The sequence below is a fragment of the Microcoleus sp. Pol12B5 genome (genome assembly GCF_036701335.1).
GTDB lineage: Bacteria > Cyanobacteriota > Cyanobacteriia > Cyanobacteriales > Microcoleaceae > Microcoleus.
On sequence record NZ_JAUBQQ010000016.1, the window covers coordinates 84,527 to 102,095 of the forward strand.

The window sequence follows — 17,569 nt, forward strand, 5'->3', positions numbered from 1 at the left end:
GTCTTGAGTTGATGAGTAAGGTGTGCATTGCACACCCTACAGAATATTATTTGTTTGGGGTGGGTGTGAGTTTTATGGGCAATGATTCGATTGGCAAGTCTTGGATTGATAAAAATGGCTCGGCTCCGCAAAGCTGGGTGAGGGCTTTTTGGGAGTTTTCTCGGCCGCACACAATTGTGGGTACTAGCTTGAGTGTATTGGCTTTGTACGCGATCGCCCAAAGTGCGCGGCTGTTTGTGAATCCTGTATTTGGACCCCTAGCTTTTGCCTGGTTGGCTTGCATTTGCGGCAATATTTATATTGTGGGGTTGAACCAGTTAGAAGATGTTGAAATTGATAAAATAAATAAGCCGTATTTGCCGATCGCCTCGGGAGTGTTTTCTCAGAAAACCGGGGAATTAATTGTAATTGCCACGGGAATTATAGCAATTTTAACGGCTGTTTTGCAAGGCCCGTTTTTGCTGGCTACCGTTGGCGTTAGTTTGGCGATCGGGACTGCTTATTCTCTGCCCCCAATTCGGCTGAAACGGTTTCCTTTTTGGGCGGCGCTGTGCATTTTTACTGTGCGGGGCGCGATCGTAAATTTAGGGTTATTTTTGCACTTTAATTGGGTGTTGGGTTTGGGAAGGGCGAAAAGCGCTTTTTCTGGCTGGAGTTTGGAGAGTATGTCTTTTGATATTCCTGCGGAAGTTTGGGTGCTGACGGTTTTTGTTGTGGTGTTTACGTTGGCGATCGCCATTTTTAAAGATATCCCCGACATGGAAGGGGACAAGCAATATAATATTACTACGTTTACGATTAAGCTGGGCAAGCCGACGGTCTTTAATTTATCTCGCTGGGTGTTGACGGTTTGTTATTTGGGCGCGACTTTGGCGGGAGCGATCGTATTGTCTAATGTTAATTTAGTGTTTCTGGCAGTTTCTCATTTGGCGGCTTTGGGTTTGATGTGGTTTTGGAGCACGAAAGTTGATTTGGACGATAAAATAGAAATTGCTGCATTTTATCAGTTTATCTGGAAGTTGTTTTTCTTAGAATATCTGATTTTTCCCGCAGCTTGTTTGTTGGGGTAGAAGGGGAAGTTCGGCAACGGATTGTGTAACGGATGTAACGGATGTCACGGATGTCAGTGCGATGTCCGTCGGAAGAAGGAAGAAGAAAGAAGGGGGGAGGGGGAATAAGGAAGAAGGAAGGGGGAAGAAGGAAGAAGGAAGGAAGAGTTAACAAATTAGAAGAATTTGGCAATTACAAGTTAGCGAACTCCCAAACAACCAAGACAACTATGGCTTCTCAAAAAAAATCGCGGAAATCTGCCTGCAAACTGGGTGCCGAAGACTCTTTGAAATTAGCTTGGCAACATCACCAAGCGGGCCGTTTGTTAGAAGCTGAGAATTTGTACCGGCAAATAATAGAAGTACAGCCGGAATCAGCAAACGTGCTGTGTTTGTTGGGAATAGCGGCGAGACAGCAGGGAAAAATTGCAGAGGCGATCGACTTTTACGAACAGGCGATCGCCCAAAACCGCGATTTTGTAGAAGCACATTTAAATAAGGCTAATCTTTTGCTGGATGTAGGCGAGTATCAAAGGGCGATCGCCAGTTACGAACAAGTCATCAAAATCCAGCCCAATTCCGCACTCGCTTACAATAATTTGGGTTGGGCAAAACAGCAATTATGCGAAATTGACGCGGCAATTTTATATTACCAAACAGCGCTACGACTCGACCCCAACCTGTCGGAAACCGCCCACAATTTAGGACATTTATTTAAACAAAATAATCAATTAAACGAGGCAATAGCTTATTACCTCCACGCTTTAAAAATAAATCCAAATTTGACATATTCCCTGATGGGCTTGGGAACAGTTTTGCAGCAGCAAGGTAAATTAGCCGAAGCTTTCAACTGCTACCAGCAAGCGGTAAAACTCGATCCCAACAATCCCGAAGCTCACAACAATGTAGGAGCATTTTACCACGAACAAGGCAATGTAAAAGCCGCAATATCCTACTACAGACAAGCATTAAACTTAAAGCCCGACTTCGTGGAGGCTATTAACAATCTCGGACACGCTTTGGTCGATTTAGGAGAATTTCAAGAAGCTTTTTCTTGTCACAGTCGAGCCTTGGAATTGCAGCCAGACAACGCCACCGCCCACCTGGAATTCGCCTTAACTTTGCTATTGTTTGGAGATTTTCAGCGCGGTTTTGTTGAATATGAGTGGCGGTGGCGCACTCCGCAACTACAACCGAGGCAATTTAAACAGCCGGTTTGGGATGGTTCGGATTTGCAGGGGAAAACTATTTTACTCCATGTCGAGCAAGGCTTTGGCGATTCGATTCAGTTTATTCGCTACGCCCCAATTCTTCGCAGCCAAGGCGCTAAAGTTATGGTGGCTTGCTATCCAGAACTGCTGCGGTTGTTTGCCACAGTTGCCGGTATTGAATATTTATCAGTTAGTCTTGAAGGTTTGCCAGAATTTGATGTTCACACGCCGCTGATGAGTTTGCCGCGAATTGTCGGGACAACTCTGGAAACAATACCTGCCAATGTTCCTTATTTATATCCGCCTGCTGAGTGCAAGTTTGCGCTTTCTTCTGATGCCAAATTGAAGGTGGGGATTGTTTGGGCAGGGAGTCCGAAGCGCCGGAAAGACAATCAGCGTTCTTGCATATTGAGCGATTTTATTCGATTTTTGGATGTTCCGGGAATCGCTTTTTATAGTTTACAAAAAAACTTGTCCGAGAGCGATCGCACTTTGTTGCACCAACACTTAGTGCCGGATTTAACTCCGCATTTGAACGACTTTGCTGATACCGCTTCGGCTATATCTCAACTGGATTTAGTCATTAGTGTCGATACGGCTGTGGCGCACTTAGCCGGTGCTTTAGGAAAACCGGTTTGGGTGCTGCTTTCTTTTGCTCCTGACTGGCGTTGGCTGCTGGATCGTGAAGATAATCCTTGGTATCCAACTGCGAGGCTTTTCCGCCAAAGTCAGCCGGAAAGTTGGCAAGAATTGTTTGAGGAAGTACAGGCGGCTTTGAGTTTATTTGCGATCGCCAATACTGCTAGTTATTCCGAGGGTTCTGCCCACGGCCAGCTTGACTTCGTTTCCCTCGCAATGACTGCTAATAATACGCCTGATCTCGATTATGTGCCTCTCAAAATGACAAGTGGAAGCGTGGTTAAAGAGAGTAAACAAATATTTGTGATGGCGAGCGAAGGGTTAGCAGAAGGCTCCGCAGCTAAGCAATCGCAGGGAATTGAGACATCGATTGCGATCGGAACTCCTGGCGATAATTTGGTTGTTTTAGAGAATTTATTGCGGCAAGCAGAACATTTAATGGAAACAGGAGATCGGGAAGAGGCGATCGCCCTTTACGAACAGATTATATCTCTTGAGCCAAATTGCGTTCAAGCGCGGATTAATTTTGGTTTTCTCAAGCAAGAAAAGGGCGAATTGGAAGCCGCTATCCCACATTACCGAGAAGCTTTAGCCATCGATCCAAATATTCCTCAAACAGCTTACAACTTGGCAAAGATTTTTGAGGAACAAGGTCAAGTGGAAGAGGCGATCGCACATTACGAACAAGCTCTTGTCGCTGAACCGAATTTCGTACCCGCACTGATTAATTTAGCTGTGGCGCAGCAAGAAAAAGGCGAACTTTTCAGGGCGATCGAGCTATACCGGCGAGCGCTGGAAATTCATCCGCATAGCTGGGAAGCTTACAACAATCTGGCAACAGTGTTGCAAGAACAGGGCAATTTAGAAGATGCGCTGGAGTATTATCACAAAGCTCTAGAATTGCTGCCGGATTTTGTGGAAGCTATCAACAATTTAGGCAGGACATTTCTGGAAAAAGGCGCGGTAGAAGATGCGATCGCCTGCTACAGACGAGCGATTGATTTAAGTCCAAATCATGCTAGCGCTCACCTTAATTTATCCTTGGCTTTGCTGTTGGTGGGAGATTTGGAAAATGGTCTCGCTGAATACGAGTGGCGCTGGCAAATTAAAGAATTTCACACTGGTCATTCCTGTTTTTTGACGGGGCCGGATAATACTGTTTCGGCCAGAGAATACCGGCCGCTATGGGACGGTTCTGATTTGGTGGGAAAGACTATTTTGCTGCACGCCGAACAAGGTTTAGGTGATTCGCTTCAGTTTATTCGCTACGCTGCCATCGTCAAAAATAAAGGCGGTAGGGTCATTGTGGGCTGTTACCCGCAATTGCACCGTTTATTTGCAACGGTTGACGGCATTGATTTGCTAATAGTTAAAGGGGAGCCACTGCCGGAATTTGACGTGCAAGCGCCGATGTTGAGTTTGCCCTATATTATCGGTACAAAGCTGGAAACAATACCAGCAAATACTGCTTATTTATCTCCGCCTGCGGGTGCTGAATTTACGCTTGGGCCCGATCGCACTTTGAAAGTTGGCATTGTCTGGGCGGGGAATCCAAAACACCGCAAAAACAAGCAGCGTTCGTGCAGTTTGAGTCAGTTTCTGCCGCTTTTGGACGTTTCGGGGGTAAGCTTTTACAGCTTGCAGAAAGAGGTTTCTGAGGCAGATCGCGCGCTGTTGAATCAAACGTCGATCGTAGATTTGAGCCCGTATTTTGGCGATTTTGCTGATACTGCTGCTGCGATCGCCAAACTGGATTTAGTCATTAGTGTCGATACCGCTGTCGCCCATTTGGCGGGCGCTTTGGGCAAACCAGTGTGGATTTTGCTGGCGTTTTCGCCGGATTGGCGGTGGCTGTTGGAACGGGAAGATAGTCCTTGGTATCCCACGGCGCGGCTGTTTCGCCAGCATCAGCGGGGCGACTGGGAGGACGTTTTCGATCGGGTGGCGGCAGCTCTAGGCGCGGTTGCTGCTGCATTTGTGCCGTCGGATTCGGCAGATGCAGAGTTTCGGTTGGGCGTGGATTTGCAGCAGCAAGCCGATTTTGGCGGTGCGATCGCTTGTTATGAGCGAGCGATCGCGATCAATCCTAATTACGCAGCCGCGCACAGCAATTTAGGCGTTGTCAAACAACAAGCGGGCAGGCTCCCAGAGGCGATCGCGCACTACCGACAAGCCCTAGCAATCGACGGGAATTTGGCGGAAACTGCGAGCAATTTGGGCAGCGCGCTCGCGGAAGCAGGGGAGACTGAAGAGGCGATCGCAGAATATCAGCGGGCGCTGTCTTTAAACCCGAATTGCGCGGAAGCGCTGATTAATTTGGGCCTGTTGCGGGAAGAACAAGGGGATGTGGTGGAGGCTATAAGCTGCTATGAGCAAGCGATTCAAGTGAATCCTAATTGCGCGGTGGCTTATTTGAATTTGGGAATTGCTTTGGAGGCACAAGGGGAGGATGCGATCGCGAATTACGAACGCGCGATCGCAAATTACGAACGGGCGATCGCGATCGCTCCCAATGATGTGGAGGCTTTGCAGCATTTAGCATACGCCTCGATCCGACAGGGCAAAATTGACCGCGCGATCGCATACTATGATCGAGCTCTGGCGCTGCAACCGGATGGGGCAGAAACTGATCTCGCTTGCGGGAGTTCGCTGTCTAGTCCACATAAGTTGGATGAGGATTTAGCTGTTTGCCAGCAAGCGATTCAGGCATCGCCAGCCACTGCACAGGCTCACGGCAATCTAGGAATTGTCCTGCATAAACAGGGCAAAATTGAAGATGCGATTGCCTGCTATCAGCAAGCTTTGAGCCTGAAACCCGACTTTCCACAAGCTTTGAACAATCTCGGCAAAGCTTTTGAGGAAGCGGGAAAAATGGCAGAGGCGATCGATTGTTACCGTCGGGCGATCGAACTCAAACCCGGTTATATCAATCCCCTCACCAGTTTGGGAAGTGCTTTGCACAATCGCGGACAATTTGCGGAGGCTCTCACCTACTACAGCCAAGCAGTTAAATTTAATGTCGCTAGCCCCGAATCTCACCTAAATTTAGGTTTAGCTTTGCTGCTGTCTGGAGACTTGCAGCGTGGTTTTTGCGAGTACGAATGGCGACTCCTAGTTAAAGAAAAACAGTTCCGGCGCCACAACTTTATTCAGCCGCTTTGGGATGGTAAAGATTTGGAGGGGAAAACTATTTTGCTTGGCCCGGAACAGGGTTTAGGCGATGCAATTCAGTTTATCCGCTATGCAGATTTAGTCAAGCAAAAAGGAGGCAGGGTAATTGTTTGGTGTTTGCCACACTTGCAGCGCTTGTTTGCACAAGTTTCTGGAATCGATGGGTTAATAGTTAATCCAGAGGATGCGCCGGATTTTCAAGTTCAGGCCCAGCTAATGAGTTTGCCACACCTTCTGGGAACAACTTTAGAAACTATACCGGCGAATGTTCCTTATTTAGCTCCGCCGCCCGGTTGGGAATTTACTCTCAATCCAACTACTAATTTGAAAGTAGGAATTGTGTGGTCTGGAAATCCTAAAAATTCCCAAAATAAGGTGCGATCGTTCCCCCTAAATTTGTTGACAAAACTGTTAGATATTCCCGGAGCAGAATTTTATAGTTTGCAACAGGAAATGACAGCAGACGATCGCGCTTTGTTAGAGCAAATGCCCGTAACAGATTTAAGCTCTTATTTGCACGACTTGGCGGATACTGCGGCGGCAATCTCGGCTCTGGATTTAGTGATTTCTGTAGATACTTGTGTGGCACACTTGGCTGGTGCTTTGGGCAAACCAGTGTGGATTTTGCTGTGTTTTGTGCCGGATTGGCGGTGGATGTTGCAACGCGAAGATAGTCCTTGGTATCCGACGGCGCGGCTGTTTCGCCAGTCTACAGCGGGGGATTGGGAAGGAGTTTTAGAAGAAGCGGGTTTCGCGCTGAGAGACAGAATTTATCAGCATCAGGAAGCTCAATCACTAATAGAAAGTCAGCCCAATGTTGACTTAGCTCAAAAACAGTTTAATTGCGGAAATGTGCTGAAATCACAAGGTAGATTTTCCGAGGCGATCGCTTGTTTTAAAAAAGCTTTAATCTTGCAGCCCAATTCGATCGAAACCGCCACTAATTTGGCAGTGACACTGCACCAAACAGGCAGTTTAGCCGAAGCTGCCACCTATTATCAGTGCGCGATCGAAATCGACCCTAACTGCGCTCAAGCGCAGAATAACTTAGGTATTTTGCTGCAAGATAAAGGCAATATAGCCGATGCTGTATCTTGTTTTCAAAAGGCGATCGCCCTGAATCCGATTTACGTCAAAGCTCTCAACAATCTCGGCGCGATACTTCAGCAGCAGGGCGAGTTGCCGACTGCGATCGCGTATTTTCATCAAGCACTTTCCGTCAATTCCAATTATGCGGCCGCGCTGGTAAATTTGGGTGCGGCGATGCAAACACAATCTCAGCTAGCCGAGGCTGAACGCCTTTACGAGCGTGCAATTGAAGCAGAACCAAACAATCCTACAGGACACTATCACCTGGGAACGTTATGCTTGGCGGCGGGAAAAATAGAACAGGCAATTTCTAGCTTGGAACGAGCCATATCTTTGAACCCTAATTATCTAGAAGCTATTACTAATTTAGGCAGTGCTGTTGAAAAATTAGGAGACGTAAATCGAGCAGTCTTGTGTTACAATCAAGCTATAAAACTTGATGCAAATTGTGTCAAAGCTCACTTCAATTTAAGCTTAGTCTTGCTGTTGACTGGAGATTGGCTGCGCGGTTTAGCAGAATACGAGTGGCGCTGGCAAACTGAACAGGCGAAAAAATTACCACGGTTGAATTTTGATCAACCAGTTTGGGACGGTTCAGATTTGAACGGACAAACTATTTTGCTCCGATCCGAACAAGGTTTAGGCGATGCCATTCAATTTGTGCGATATGCGGCAATTGTGCAGAAAAAAGGTGGCAAAGTAATCATTTCTTGCTATCAAGAACTGAAGCGTTTATTTAAGCAGATTCCTGGCATCGAACAAGTGGCGGTTCGGATGGATGAATTGCCGTATTTCCAAGTGCAAGCACCTCTGATGAGTTTGCCGTATATTCTCGGAACAAATTTACAAAATATACCGGCAAATGTTCCTTATTTAGCTGCGCCGCCCAATTGGCAATTTTCTCTAAATTCCGATGGTAAGTTTAAAGTTGGGATTGCGTGGGCGGGAAGTGCGGAACATTTGAAGGATTTTCAGCGATCAAGCGATTTAAGCTATTTCCTGACATTATTAGATATTCCCGGTGTAACTTTTTACAGTCTTCAGAAAGAAGCGTCGGCGGAAAATCGTACTTTGTTGACTCAAATTCCCGTGATAGATTTGAGCGACAATTTGAACGATTTTGCCGATACTGCGGCGGTGATATCGCAACTAGATTTAGTAATTTGCGTGGATACTGCTGTCGCGCACTTAGCCGGTGCTTTGGGTAAACCCGTATGGATTCTGCTGTGTTTTATGCCGGATTGGCGGTGGATGTTGGAACGCGAAGACAGCCCTTGGTATCCGACGGCGCGACTGTTTCGGCAGCAAACACCGGGCGATTGGGAGGAAGTATTCGATCGCGTAAAAACAGCCTTGCTAGAAAGGGCGGGCACGAGGGAACCGCCCCTACAATCTACTCGTTCCCAAGCTGTGCCTGGTAACGGAGATACCGAAGCTTCGGCTCGATTTTCTTTGTCGCCCGCACAGGTACAATTTCACATAGCCAAAGCCTTAGAAAAACAAGGTAAAAAAGCAGAGGCAGCCGCTCGTTACCAACAAGTAATTGCAGCCTCACCCAGCTACGCCGAAGCCCACAGTTATTTAGGTTATCTCAAACAGGAAAACGGGCAAATAACAGAGGCAATTTCGCACTACAAACAAGCATTAGAAACCAATCCCAACCTGAGCGAAACAAACTTATATTTTGGTTCCGCCCTCGAAGAACAAGGAAAAGTCGCAGAGGCGATCGACTTCTACAATAAAGCAATTCAACTACGTCCCAACTCGCCAAATTGGCGCTTGAGACTAGCCTTAGCTTTGCTCTTAACTGGAAATTTTGAGCGTGGTTTTGCGGAGTACGAATCGCGCTGGCAAACTCAACAATTGGATCAGCGCTCTTTTGAGAAACCACTTTGGGACGGCTCGGATTTGCAGGGAAAAACAATTTTATTGCACCCTGAACAAGGTTTTGGTGATACGATACAATTTATCCGCTACGCGGCTTTAGTTAAGCAAAAAGGCGGCAAAGTTATTGTTGCTTGTCATGTCTTGCTGAAGCGTTTATTTGAAGGAATTGCAGGAGTCGATCGAGTAGGAGTCAAGCCCAGCGATTTGATAGATTTTCAAGTGCAAGCCCCGCTGCTAAGTTTGCCCCGAATTCTGGGAACGACTTTGGAAAATATACCGGCGAATATTCCTTATTTAGCTCCGCCACAGGATTTTAAATTTTCCCTAGATGCGAATAATAACCTAAAAGTAGGTATTGTGTGGGCAGGCGGCCCGCTGCACCGCAACAACCATCGGCGATCGTGTAAATTGAGCGATTTTCTGAAATTTGTAGATGTTCCGGGAGTGAGTTTTTACAGCCTTCAGAAAGATTTGTCAGGGGGCGATATTACTTTATTAAAGCAACACCAAATTGAAGATTTGAGCGACCATTGCGTAGATTTTGCCGACACCGCAGCAATTATTTCGCAACTCGATTTAGTAATTTGCGTAGATACTTCTGTGGCGCATTTGGCCGGTGCTTTGGGCAAACCAGTCTGGATTTTGCTGTCTTTTGTTCCCGATTGGCGCTGGATGCTGGAACGCGAAGATAGCCCTTGGTATCCCACTGTACGGTTGTTTAGGCAGCAAAAAGCGGGTGATTGGGATGGAGTGTGCGATCGTATAAAAGCAGCCTTAGAACAGCTAATTTCCCCTCGGTTTCAACTCCCAGAAACTTCGCCTCAAATTAACCCCCCAGAAACTCCCCCACAAATTACCGGAATCGGCATTAGTTGGCCCCTCAGCATCACCACCGGCTGGGGAATTTACGCCATGAATTTAACACTACAACTGCGGCAAAATCCGGGCTGGGAAGTTGCACTTTTAGCACCGCCATCAATCACCTCAGAATCGATGAATCCGCTGCATAAATCGCTGTTGTTACCTATAATTGAAAAGCAAAAAACTTTTCAGGAATTAGTAGCAGCCAATTCCGACAAACAAATCAGTTGTAATTTTCCTGTACTTTATGCTTTGGGGAATAATTTAGCATCCTCTGGAGTTGACAATCAAATTACCAGCGCTTGTCAAATAGGAGTCATATTTTTTGAAGACACACGAGTCACAGCAGAAGCACTAGAAACAGCCAAAAAATATAGCTCGATTGTCGCAGGTTCCAACTGGAATGCGGATGTTTTGAGAAGCCGGGGCTTGACTAATGTAGCGATGGTACATCAAGGAATTGACCCAACAATTTTCCATCCTGCACCCAAATCTAATCTATTTGGCGATCGCTTCGTCATTTTCTCCGGCGGCAAACTAGAATATCGCAAAGGTCAAGATATTGTAATTGCCGCTTTCAAACGATTTCGCGCCAAACATCCAGAGGCTTTGTTATTAACAACATGGCACAATTTTTGGCCTCAGTATATGCTAGGAATCGAACAAACCGGAAACGTTGCGGGACTTCCCAATATCAACCGCGACGGAAGTTTAGGAATTTCCCAATGGTTAGTGGCTAATGGTTTGCCGATTGACTCTTTTATCGACATCGGCTTAATTCCCAATCACCTCACCGGACAAATTTTGCGAGAAGCCGACTGTGCTGTTTTCACTAACCGCTGTGAAGGCGGCACTAATTTAGTCGCAATGGAAAGTATGGCTTGCGGAATTCCGACTATTTTATCAGCAAATACTGGTCATTTAGACTTGATTTACAGCCACATTTGCTATCCTTTATGGAGTCAAAGACGAGTTAAACTGACGGCTCCTTTTTATGGTGTAGAAGGTTGGGGAGAGTCTGATGTGGCAGAAGTTGTCGAGGCTTTGGAGCAAGTTTATACTAATCGCGAAGAAGCAAAACGGATCGGTTTAGCTGCGGCTAACTTTATGCTGGATTGGACTTGGGAAAAAAAAGTTAAACGCTTTCTAGATGTTATATCAAATTCGCTTTAAAAATCATCTTTTCCGGCGAATAGAATTCGCTACTACACAAACAAAGTCTGCGAAGGCGGACTAAATAGTAAATAATCCGGCTCAACTTGCAATTTTATTCAATAGCTTTTCCGCAAGATTCACGCTTTCAATATCGTAAAGTTCCCGGTTGTAACAAACAATTTGTGCTACCAACTTGTGATGATATTGCTGAGATTTTGCCAACATAGAGCTCTGGGAACGCCGATAATTGACAACGACTTCTCTCGTTCCCAAAAAGGGAATACTGTGCTTGTGGCAGTTCACCCAAAACTCCCAATCTTCGTAACCTTCCTTCATCCCAACTTTGTACCCGCTGACCAAATCCAAAATAGATTTGTGATAAAGTGAAGACGGGTGAATCATGTTAGATTTCTTGATATTTTCGGGCGAATACAACTCGTAACTTGGTACTATGCGATTTTCCGTGCCAAACATTTGATAAGAACCAAAAGCTACGCAAGGTACATTTGATTTTAAACATATTTCTAAAAGGTCAGTCAAGCCGTTTTCAGCTAGGATATCATCGGCATCTAAAGGCATAATGTATTCACCGTTTGCGGCTGCTATGCCCGCATTTCTAGCACTTGAAAGCCCTTGATTTGTTTGTTCTACAAGCGTAATTTGATATTGGGAATTTGCTAATATTAAATTTTTGGCAACTGTGCTGGTACTATCTAAGCTGCCGTCGTTGACAATGATAATTTCCCAATTTTTGTAAGTTTGGTTAATCACGCTAGTTACTGCTTCTACCAAAAAATGAGATTGATTGTAGCAGGGAATAATCACAGATACCAAAGGTCGATCTGCCAATTGTGGCGATGCTGTAACTTGTTTGACACTTTCTGATTGTAAATTATGTGCCGAATTTCTAGCAGTTTGCAAACTGTAAAAATAAATCTTGGGATGGACAATGGCTAATTGATTCAGAGCGGTATTTTGATATTCATTTACTAGCCTCGGATATCCCGACAAGTATTCTTGTTTAACAAAAATCAAGACATTCTGAGCGTACCAAGGCTCTACTTTGTCATTGTTCCATATTTTTTTTCTCAAGCAGTCAATAACTGCATAACCGTTTTTCTGAAAGTAATAAGCCCAATATTGTGGCCACTGTTCGTTAACGTGTTCGACACCGCCTTGAAATGGTATTGCTGCTGAAAACAAAATTACTGGTGCTAGTTGAGTGAGAGAATTAACAAAGTTTTCGGCACAGGTAGCCGGCAAATGTTCGGCCACTTCTAGGGAAATTGCTAAGTCAAACTTTCTGTTTATTTGCAGCGGTTGCTTTAAATCGGCGGATTGGAACTGATTTAAAGGAATTTGTAAAATAGTGCGATCGACATAATCGCCATCTATTCCCAAACAATCAGCAATTCCCAATTTGTGAAACGCAGCTAACCAACTTCCCGTACCGCAGCCGACATCCACAACACTTTTAGGTAAAATCGGTTGCAGCAAGTCTAACAGCAGGGGAATAATTTCTCTAGCAGAAGTGCGAGTTCCTTCTCCGATTAATTGGTAAAAATCTCTTGTATAAGATGACTGTTGGTTTTGATTGGTTTGGCTGGCTGTTTGAGAATTAATTGCCTCTAAACTGCTAATATTGTAACCGTGCAAATGTGATGGCAACTGCCAGGAAATATTGGGGTCGGGTCGATGTTTTACTGGCTCGACATTGCCCCGCCAAGCAGCCCCCATAATTTGCATTGTTTGATATACTACTGTTTGCCATCCCCTTTGTTTCAAGTAATCTAAACCTTTACCAACATCTGGAGCGGTTAAATCGTGAAATAAAATTATTGCATCTTCCTCAGCCAATTTTTCACACGCAATGGCATCATTTAACGGCCCATCACCTCCGTGTTCTCCGTCAATAAAAATTAACGACCATTTTCGGTTGAATTGAGCGGAAAATTCTTCTACTCTTTGGGGGCTATAGCCGGGTATTAGCTCGACTGATGTTTGAACGGCCGACGCATTTAGAGCACCTTGAATTGAATCGATTACGCTTTGTCTGATATCTTCTCTTTCTAACAGCGGATCGACGACATCTAACTTAACTCCTGCGAGGGCTAAGTGACAGGCAGACCACCCTAGCCAGCAGCCTATTTCTAAGGCTTTTTTACCTTTGAATTGCAGGGCTGTATTGTAAAGGATATGTGCTTCGTCGCGATTCAAAAACCCGATGAATGGATAGCGCTTGTCTGCATACCAATTATGCGGAATTTCCCGGCGCAAGTAAGGCCAGTTACTTGCATTTGGATCAGCAATAATCATATTGGGAAAATAGGAGTCAGGTATAATTATTTGGAACCCTGTGGAAACATAATCGCCTGGTTGTAATAAATTATTTTTGCTGAGCTCAGGTTGTTGGTAAGTCATTTTTTGTTCTTGAAATATTTGTATTGCTTCCTGTTTTTTAGGTTGATAACGGACGCTAATTTCCAGTATATCGCCGTCAGTTGCCATCAATTGTACTCGGTCAAACTGCTGGCGGCCAGCTAAATGCAAAATGCCGATCGCCTCCTGCGGCAAGTACGGCTCCACAAAACAGCCTCGCTGCTTGTCCCAAACCGGAAAACCGTTGAATATCCAATTGCACCAAGCTGGGAGCATTTCAGTGAGATTGAACAATTCGCTACTGTAAACAGCGAGGTTGAGGGCAAATTGATCTGTCATGACACAGCCGGATCTCTGCAATCCTTGATGGAGTTTTTCAGCCCATACTTCCCAGTGCAAAGCATCTTTTCGGAGGGCAAAAACTCCGGCATTTAATATAGGATAACTGTAGAATTTTTTAGCGGTTTCTTCACCAAAGTTAGCTTCATATTGTTGATAAACCCACTGCCAAAACTGAGGCAGTTGCCCGTACTGCTGCAAGCTTGCCCTGTGAACTTCGGGAACAATGGCTAGACCCCGGCGCGATGCTCCTTCAACCAACAAATTAATTGCTCTCCAGTCTTGAACCCAAGCATCCGCATCGATCCAAAGGTATATATCAAAATTGGGAAAGTATTTTCGCAAACAAGGTCTAACTAATAGTCCTTTTAAATGTTCGGGAGATTCATTTCTGCCCGGAAAGTCAAAGTCCCAATCTGGTTTTTGAATGATATTAACTTGTCTTTCCAGCCACTGCAACTGTTCGGGAGTGCAGCCGAGATCGAAAAAGCCGATCGCAACATTTTCACCCTCTGGTTTTTCCCGCACCGATAAAATAGTGCCTCGCACCAATTCAAAGTAATTTGCATCGGCGGCCGTGATGATGATAATCTGCATAAATAGCTTTTCTAATACAATAAACTGCGGAGTATACCGTAGGGTGCGCCTCGGCGCGTCTTACTATAGTGTAGGGTGCGCCTTGGCGCGTCTTACTATAGGCTAGCAATATTCATACAACTATACTATCGAGGAGGAATTGTGAAAAACCAAAAAGGGAAAGTTTACCTAGTCGGTGCGGGGCCCGGAGATTGTAACTTGATGACAGTGCGATCGCACAAACTGCTATCCCAAGCCGAAGTCTTAATCTATGACGCTCTAATCGACATCCCGCAACTCGAATTAATCCCAGCAACTTGTCGAAAAATCGAAGTCGGCAAACGTGGCGGCAAACCTTCCACCCAGCAGCAAGAAATTAACCGCTTGCTGGTAGAACATTGCCAACTTGGAAAACAAGTAATCCGCTTAAAAAGTGGCGATCCGTTTATTTTTGGTCGCTCCAGTTCGGAAATTCAAGCATTAATCACAGCGGGCTGCGAGTTTGAAGTAATACCCGGAATTTCCTCCGCCCTAGCCGCACCTTTACTAGCAGGAATTCCCCTCACAGATCCGGTAATGAGTCGCTGTTTTGCAGTGATGAGCGCCCATGAATCGGACGCTCTGGAATGGGAAGCATTAGTGCAGATAGAAACTTTGGTAATATTGATGGGAGGGCGAAATCTGAGTGAGATCGTCTGGCAATTGCAAAAGCACGGACGATCTACCGAAACTCCGATCGTCATTATCCGAGACTGCGGCCGCCCCGAACAGCAAATTTGGCTCGGCACTCTCTCCAACATTGTACAGCAAACAGCAGGTCAATCTTTATCGCCTTGCGTGATCGTAATTGGGGAAGTAGTCAGATTGCGCGAATATTTAATCCAGCCAGAAAGCAAAAATATGATCGATAAACCACTCACCGCTAACAACAGCAAATTGCCGCTAGCAGGAAAAACCATTTTAGTCACGCGATCTGTTTCTCAGTCGGCGGAATTTAGCGATAAACTCCAGCAACAAGGAGCCCGCGTGATCGAAATGCCCGCCTTGGTAATTGGGCCACCTTCGACTTGGGAACGATTAGACAGTGCGATCGCACAATTGTCAAGCTTTCACTGGTTAATTCTCACTTCCCATAACGCTGTAGACTGCTTTTTCCAACGATTACAAGCAAAAGGCAAAGACGCCCGCAGCTTGTTTGGTATTAAAATTGCAGTTGTCGGCAAAAAAACAGCAGAAAGTTTGCGATCGCACTCTCTACAACCAGACTTTATTCCCCCCAACTTTATCGCCGATTCCCTAGTCGAGAATTTCCCCGACAACTTGCAAAACTGCAAAATCCTATTTCCGAGAGTAGAAAGCGGAGGTAGAGAAGTTTTAGTTAAAGAATTCACCGCCAAAGGAGCGCAAGTAATAGAAGTGCCAGCTTACCAATCTTGCTCTCCTAAAACTATCGAGCCGAGCGCCCTATCCGCACTCCAAAATCAAGCCATAAATATCATAACATTTGCTAGTTCAAAAACTGTGCATAACTTTTTTAACCTCCTAGAAAAAAGCCCAGAATTGTCCCTGTCTAAGGATTGGTTAGAAAGCGTTTGCATCGCATCCATCGGGCCGGAAACTTCCAAAAGCTGCCAAAATTTATTGGGTAAGTTAGATGTGGAAGCTAAGGAATATACCTTAGACGGATTGACTGAGGCGATCGTTGAATGGGCCCAATCGAGGTTGTAAAATAGTTGTACGATCAAAGGAAAAAACATGACCGCAAAAGACCAACTTCTTCAAGAACTCGACCAAGTACCAGAACCCTTGCTGCTGAAAGTTCTTGAATTTGTCCGTTCTTAAAGACTGAAGAAAAAAAACAAAAACTCGAAGCTAAAGCATGGCAGACATATCTAGATTCAGAACGCGAAAGAAAGGAGGTTTACCGTTGCCTTGCCAACTCCTAATTTTGTCAGCGAAAGTATGGTTTTAAGTATCCACGCCAGACAGATAGAGAGGTTTAGTGGCACTCCCGGCGTTAGAGATGAAGGTTTGTTGGAGTCGGCTTTGGCTCAGCCACAAGCAACTTTTGGCGGTCAATCGTTGCATCCAACAATTAGCGAACAACTGGCAGCCTATCTCTATCACATAGCGATGAATCATCCCTTTATTGACGGCAGGCAATAAACGAAAGGCTTTTGCGGTGACAGATACCTTTTTGCGTTTGAATGGTGGCGCTCTGAATTTGACCGACGATGGAGTATATGATTTAGTCATGGGAGTCGCACGGGGAACCATGACTAAGGAAGAACTAACCACCGAGTTCGAGTCATGTATTTTTAAGTTTTAATAAGTAAGTGGGAACCCTACGTTGAGATTAAGTAAGGTGCGGCGTACTCACGCTACATTGAAATAGCGAATCGCGGAACAAAAAAGCGAGTAAAATTATCACTAAAGAACAAAGCCGAGATCCTTTGCGTCAAGCCAGTAATAAAACTAAACAGAAAAAAGCACAAACTGCCGATAGCCCTTTCTCCGCCAAATCCCCCTACCCAACTACTAATTAGCAATAGCCATGAATATAAATTTTTCTCGTTACGACACCTTAACCACCCTGCTAGCAGGAACTACGGCCGCCTTAACCATAGTCATCAGCCAAAGTGCGATCGCCAAAACCCCCCAAGAAGTCGCCAGCATTGCTGGGCCACTGACAGTACAAATTAACAGTTCCCTCGGAGACGGTTCTGGGGTAATTATTGCCAAAACAGGCAAAACTTACACAGTTTTAACAGTCAACCACGTCGTAGAAAAAGCAGACGTGAAATACACCGTTCGCACGTCTAAAGGCAAAAACTATCAAGCAACCTCCGTCACCCGTTTGCAAACCGCCGAAACAGACCCGGATTTAGCCGTAGTCAAATTTGAAAGCCCCGAAGAATATCCAGTCGCGACGATCGCTGATTCCGATCAAGCCGTCATCGGCACTCAAATCTTCGTTTACGGCTATCCCGCTACGGGCGGGCTTTTTGGCGCCGAACGAGAACCCGAACTCTCTCCCGGACTCGTTACCAGCCGCCCACGCAACCGCCCGGAAGGTTACACTTTGCGCTATCAAGCCGTAACTTGGAGCGGCATGAGTGGCGGCCCAGTTTTTGACTCCGAAGCGCGAGTCATCGGTTTACACGGACAAGGGGAATTTGGTTTCGCGCAAACGAGTTCCGGCGAAGTCGCCCC

Annotated in this window: 7 protein-coding genes; 6 read left to right on the plus strand and 1 reads right to left on the minus strand. The window is 45.6% G+C overall.

Translation table 11 applies throughout. The annotated features are described in order from the left end of the window. Positions 1-11: 11 nt before the first annotated feature. Together QUA24_RS10920 and QUA24_RS10925 are read left to right on the plus strand one after the other, a co-directional pair. Positions 12-1,070: a homogentisate phytyltransferase gene (locus tag QUA24_RS10920; RefSeq protein WP_333229534.1), complete on the plus strand. Its 1,059-nt coding sequence runs from the start codon at positions 12-14 to the stop codon at positions 1,068-1,070. 41 nt (positions 1,071-1,111) lie between these two features. Beyond that, positions 1,112-11,080 carry a tetratricopeptide repeat protein gene (locus tag QUA24_RS10925; RefSeq protein ID WP_333229537.1) on the plus strand — a complete coding sequence of 3,323 codons (9,969 nt, stop codon included), beginning with the start codon at positions 1,112-1,114 and terminating at the stop codon, positions 11,078-11,080. 81 nt (positions 11,081-11,161) lie between these two features. On the opposite strand, the gene QUA24_RS10930 is transcribed toward QUA24_RS10925, so the two are convergent. Next, positions 11,162-14,377, minus strand: coding sequence for a glycosyltransferase (locus QUA24_RS10930; protein WP_333229538.1), 3,216 nt, complete (start codon positions 14,375-14,377; stop codon positions 11,162-11,164). Positions 14,378-14,518: 141 nt separating this feature from the next. Here QUA24_RS10930 and cobA point away from each other — a divergent pair, with 141 nt between their 5' ends. The 4 genes from cobA to QUA24_RS10950 all read left to right on the plus strand — a co-directional run. Next, on the plus strand, positions 14,519-16,084 hold the full coding sequence (gene cobA / locus QUA24_RS10935) for a uroporphyrinogen-III C-methyltransferase (RefSeq protein ID WP_333229540.1): 1,566 nt from the start codon (positions 14,519-14,521) through the stop codon (positions 16,082-16,084). Positions 16,085-16,318: 234 nt separating this feature from the next. Further along, a complete protein-coding gene (locus QUA24_RS10940; protein ID WP_333229542.1) occupies positions 16,319-16,522 on the plus strand; it encodes a Fic family protein in 204 nt (67 codons plus the stop codon). Between the two features lie 16 nt (positions 16,523-16,538). Beyond that, the gene (locus tag QUA24_RS10945; protein WP_333229544.1) at positions 16,539-16,685 is read left to right on the plus strand and encodes a hypothetical protein; all 147 of its coding nucleotides are present in this window, start codon (positions 16,539-16,541) and stop codon (positions 16,683-16,685) included. A 225-nt stretch (positions 16,686-16,910) separates the two neighbouring features. Continuing rightward, positions 16,911-17,569: serine protease (locus tag QUA24_RS10950; protein WP_333229546.1), on the plus strand; the 659-nt coding region annotated here is incomplete at its 3' end.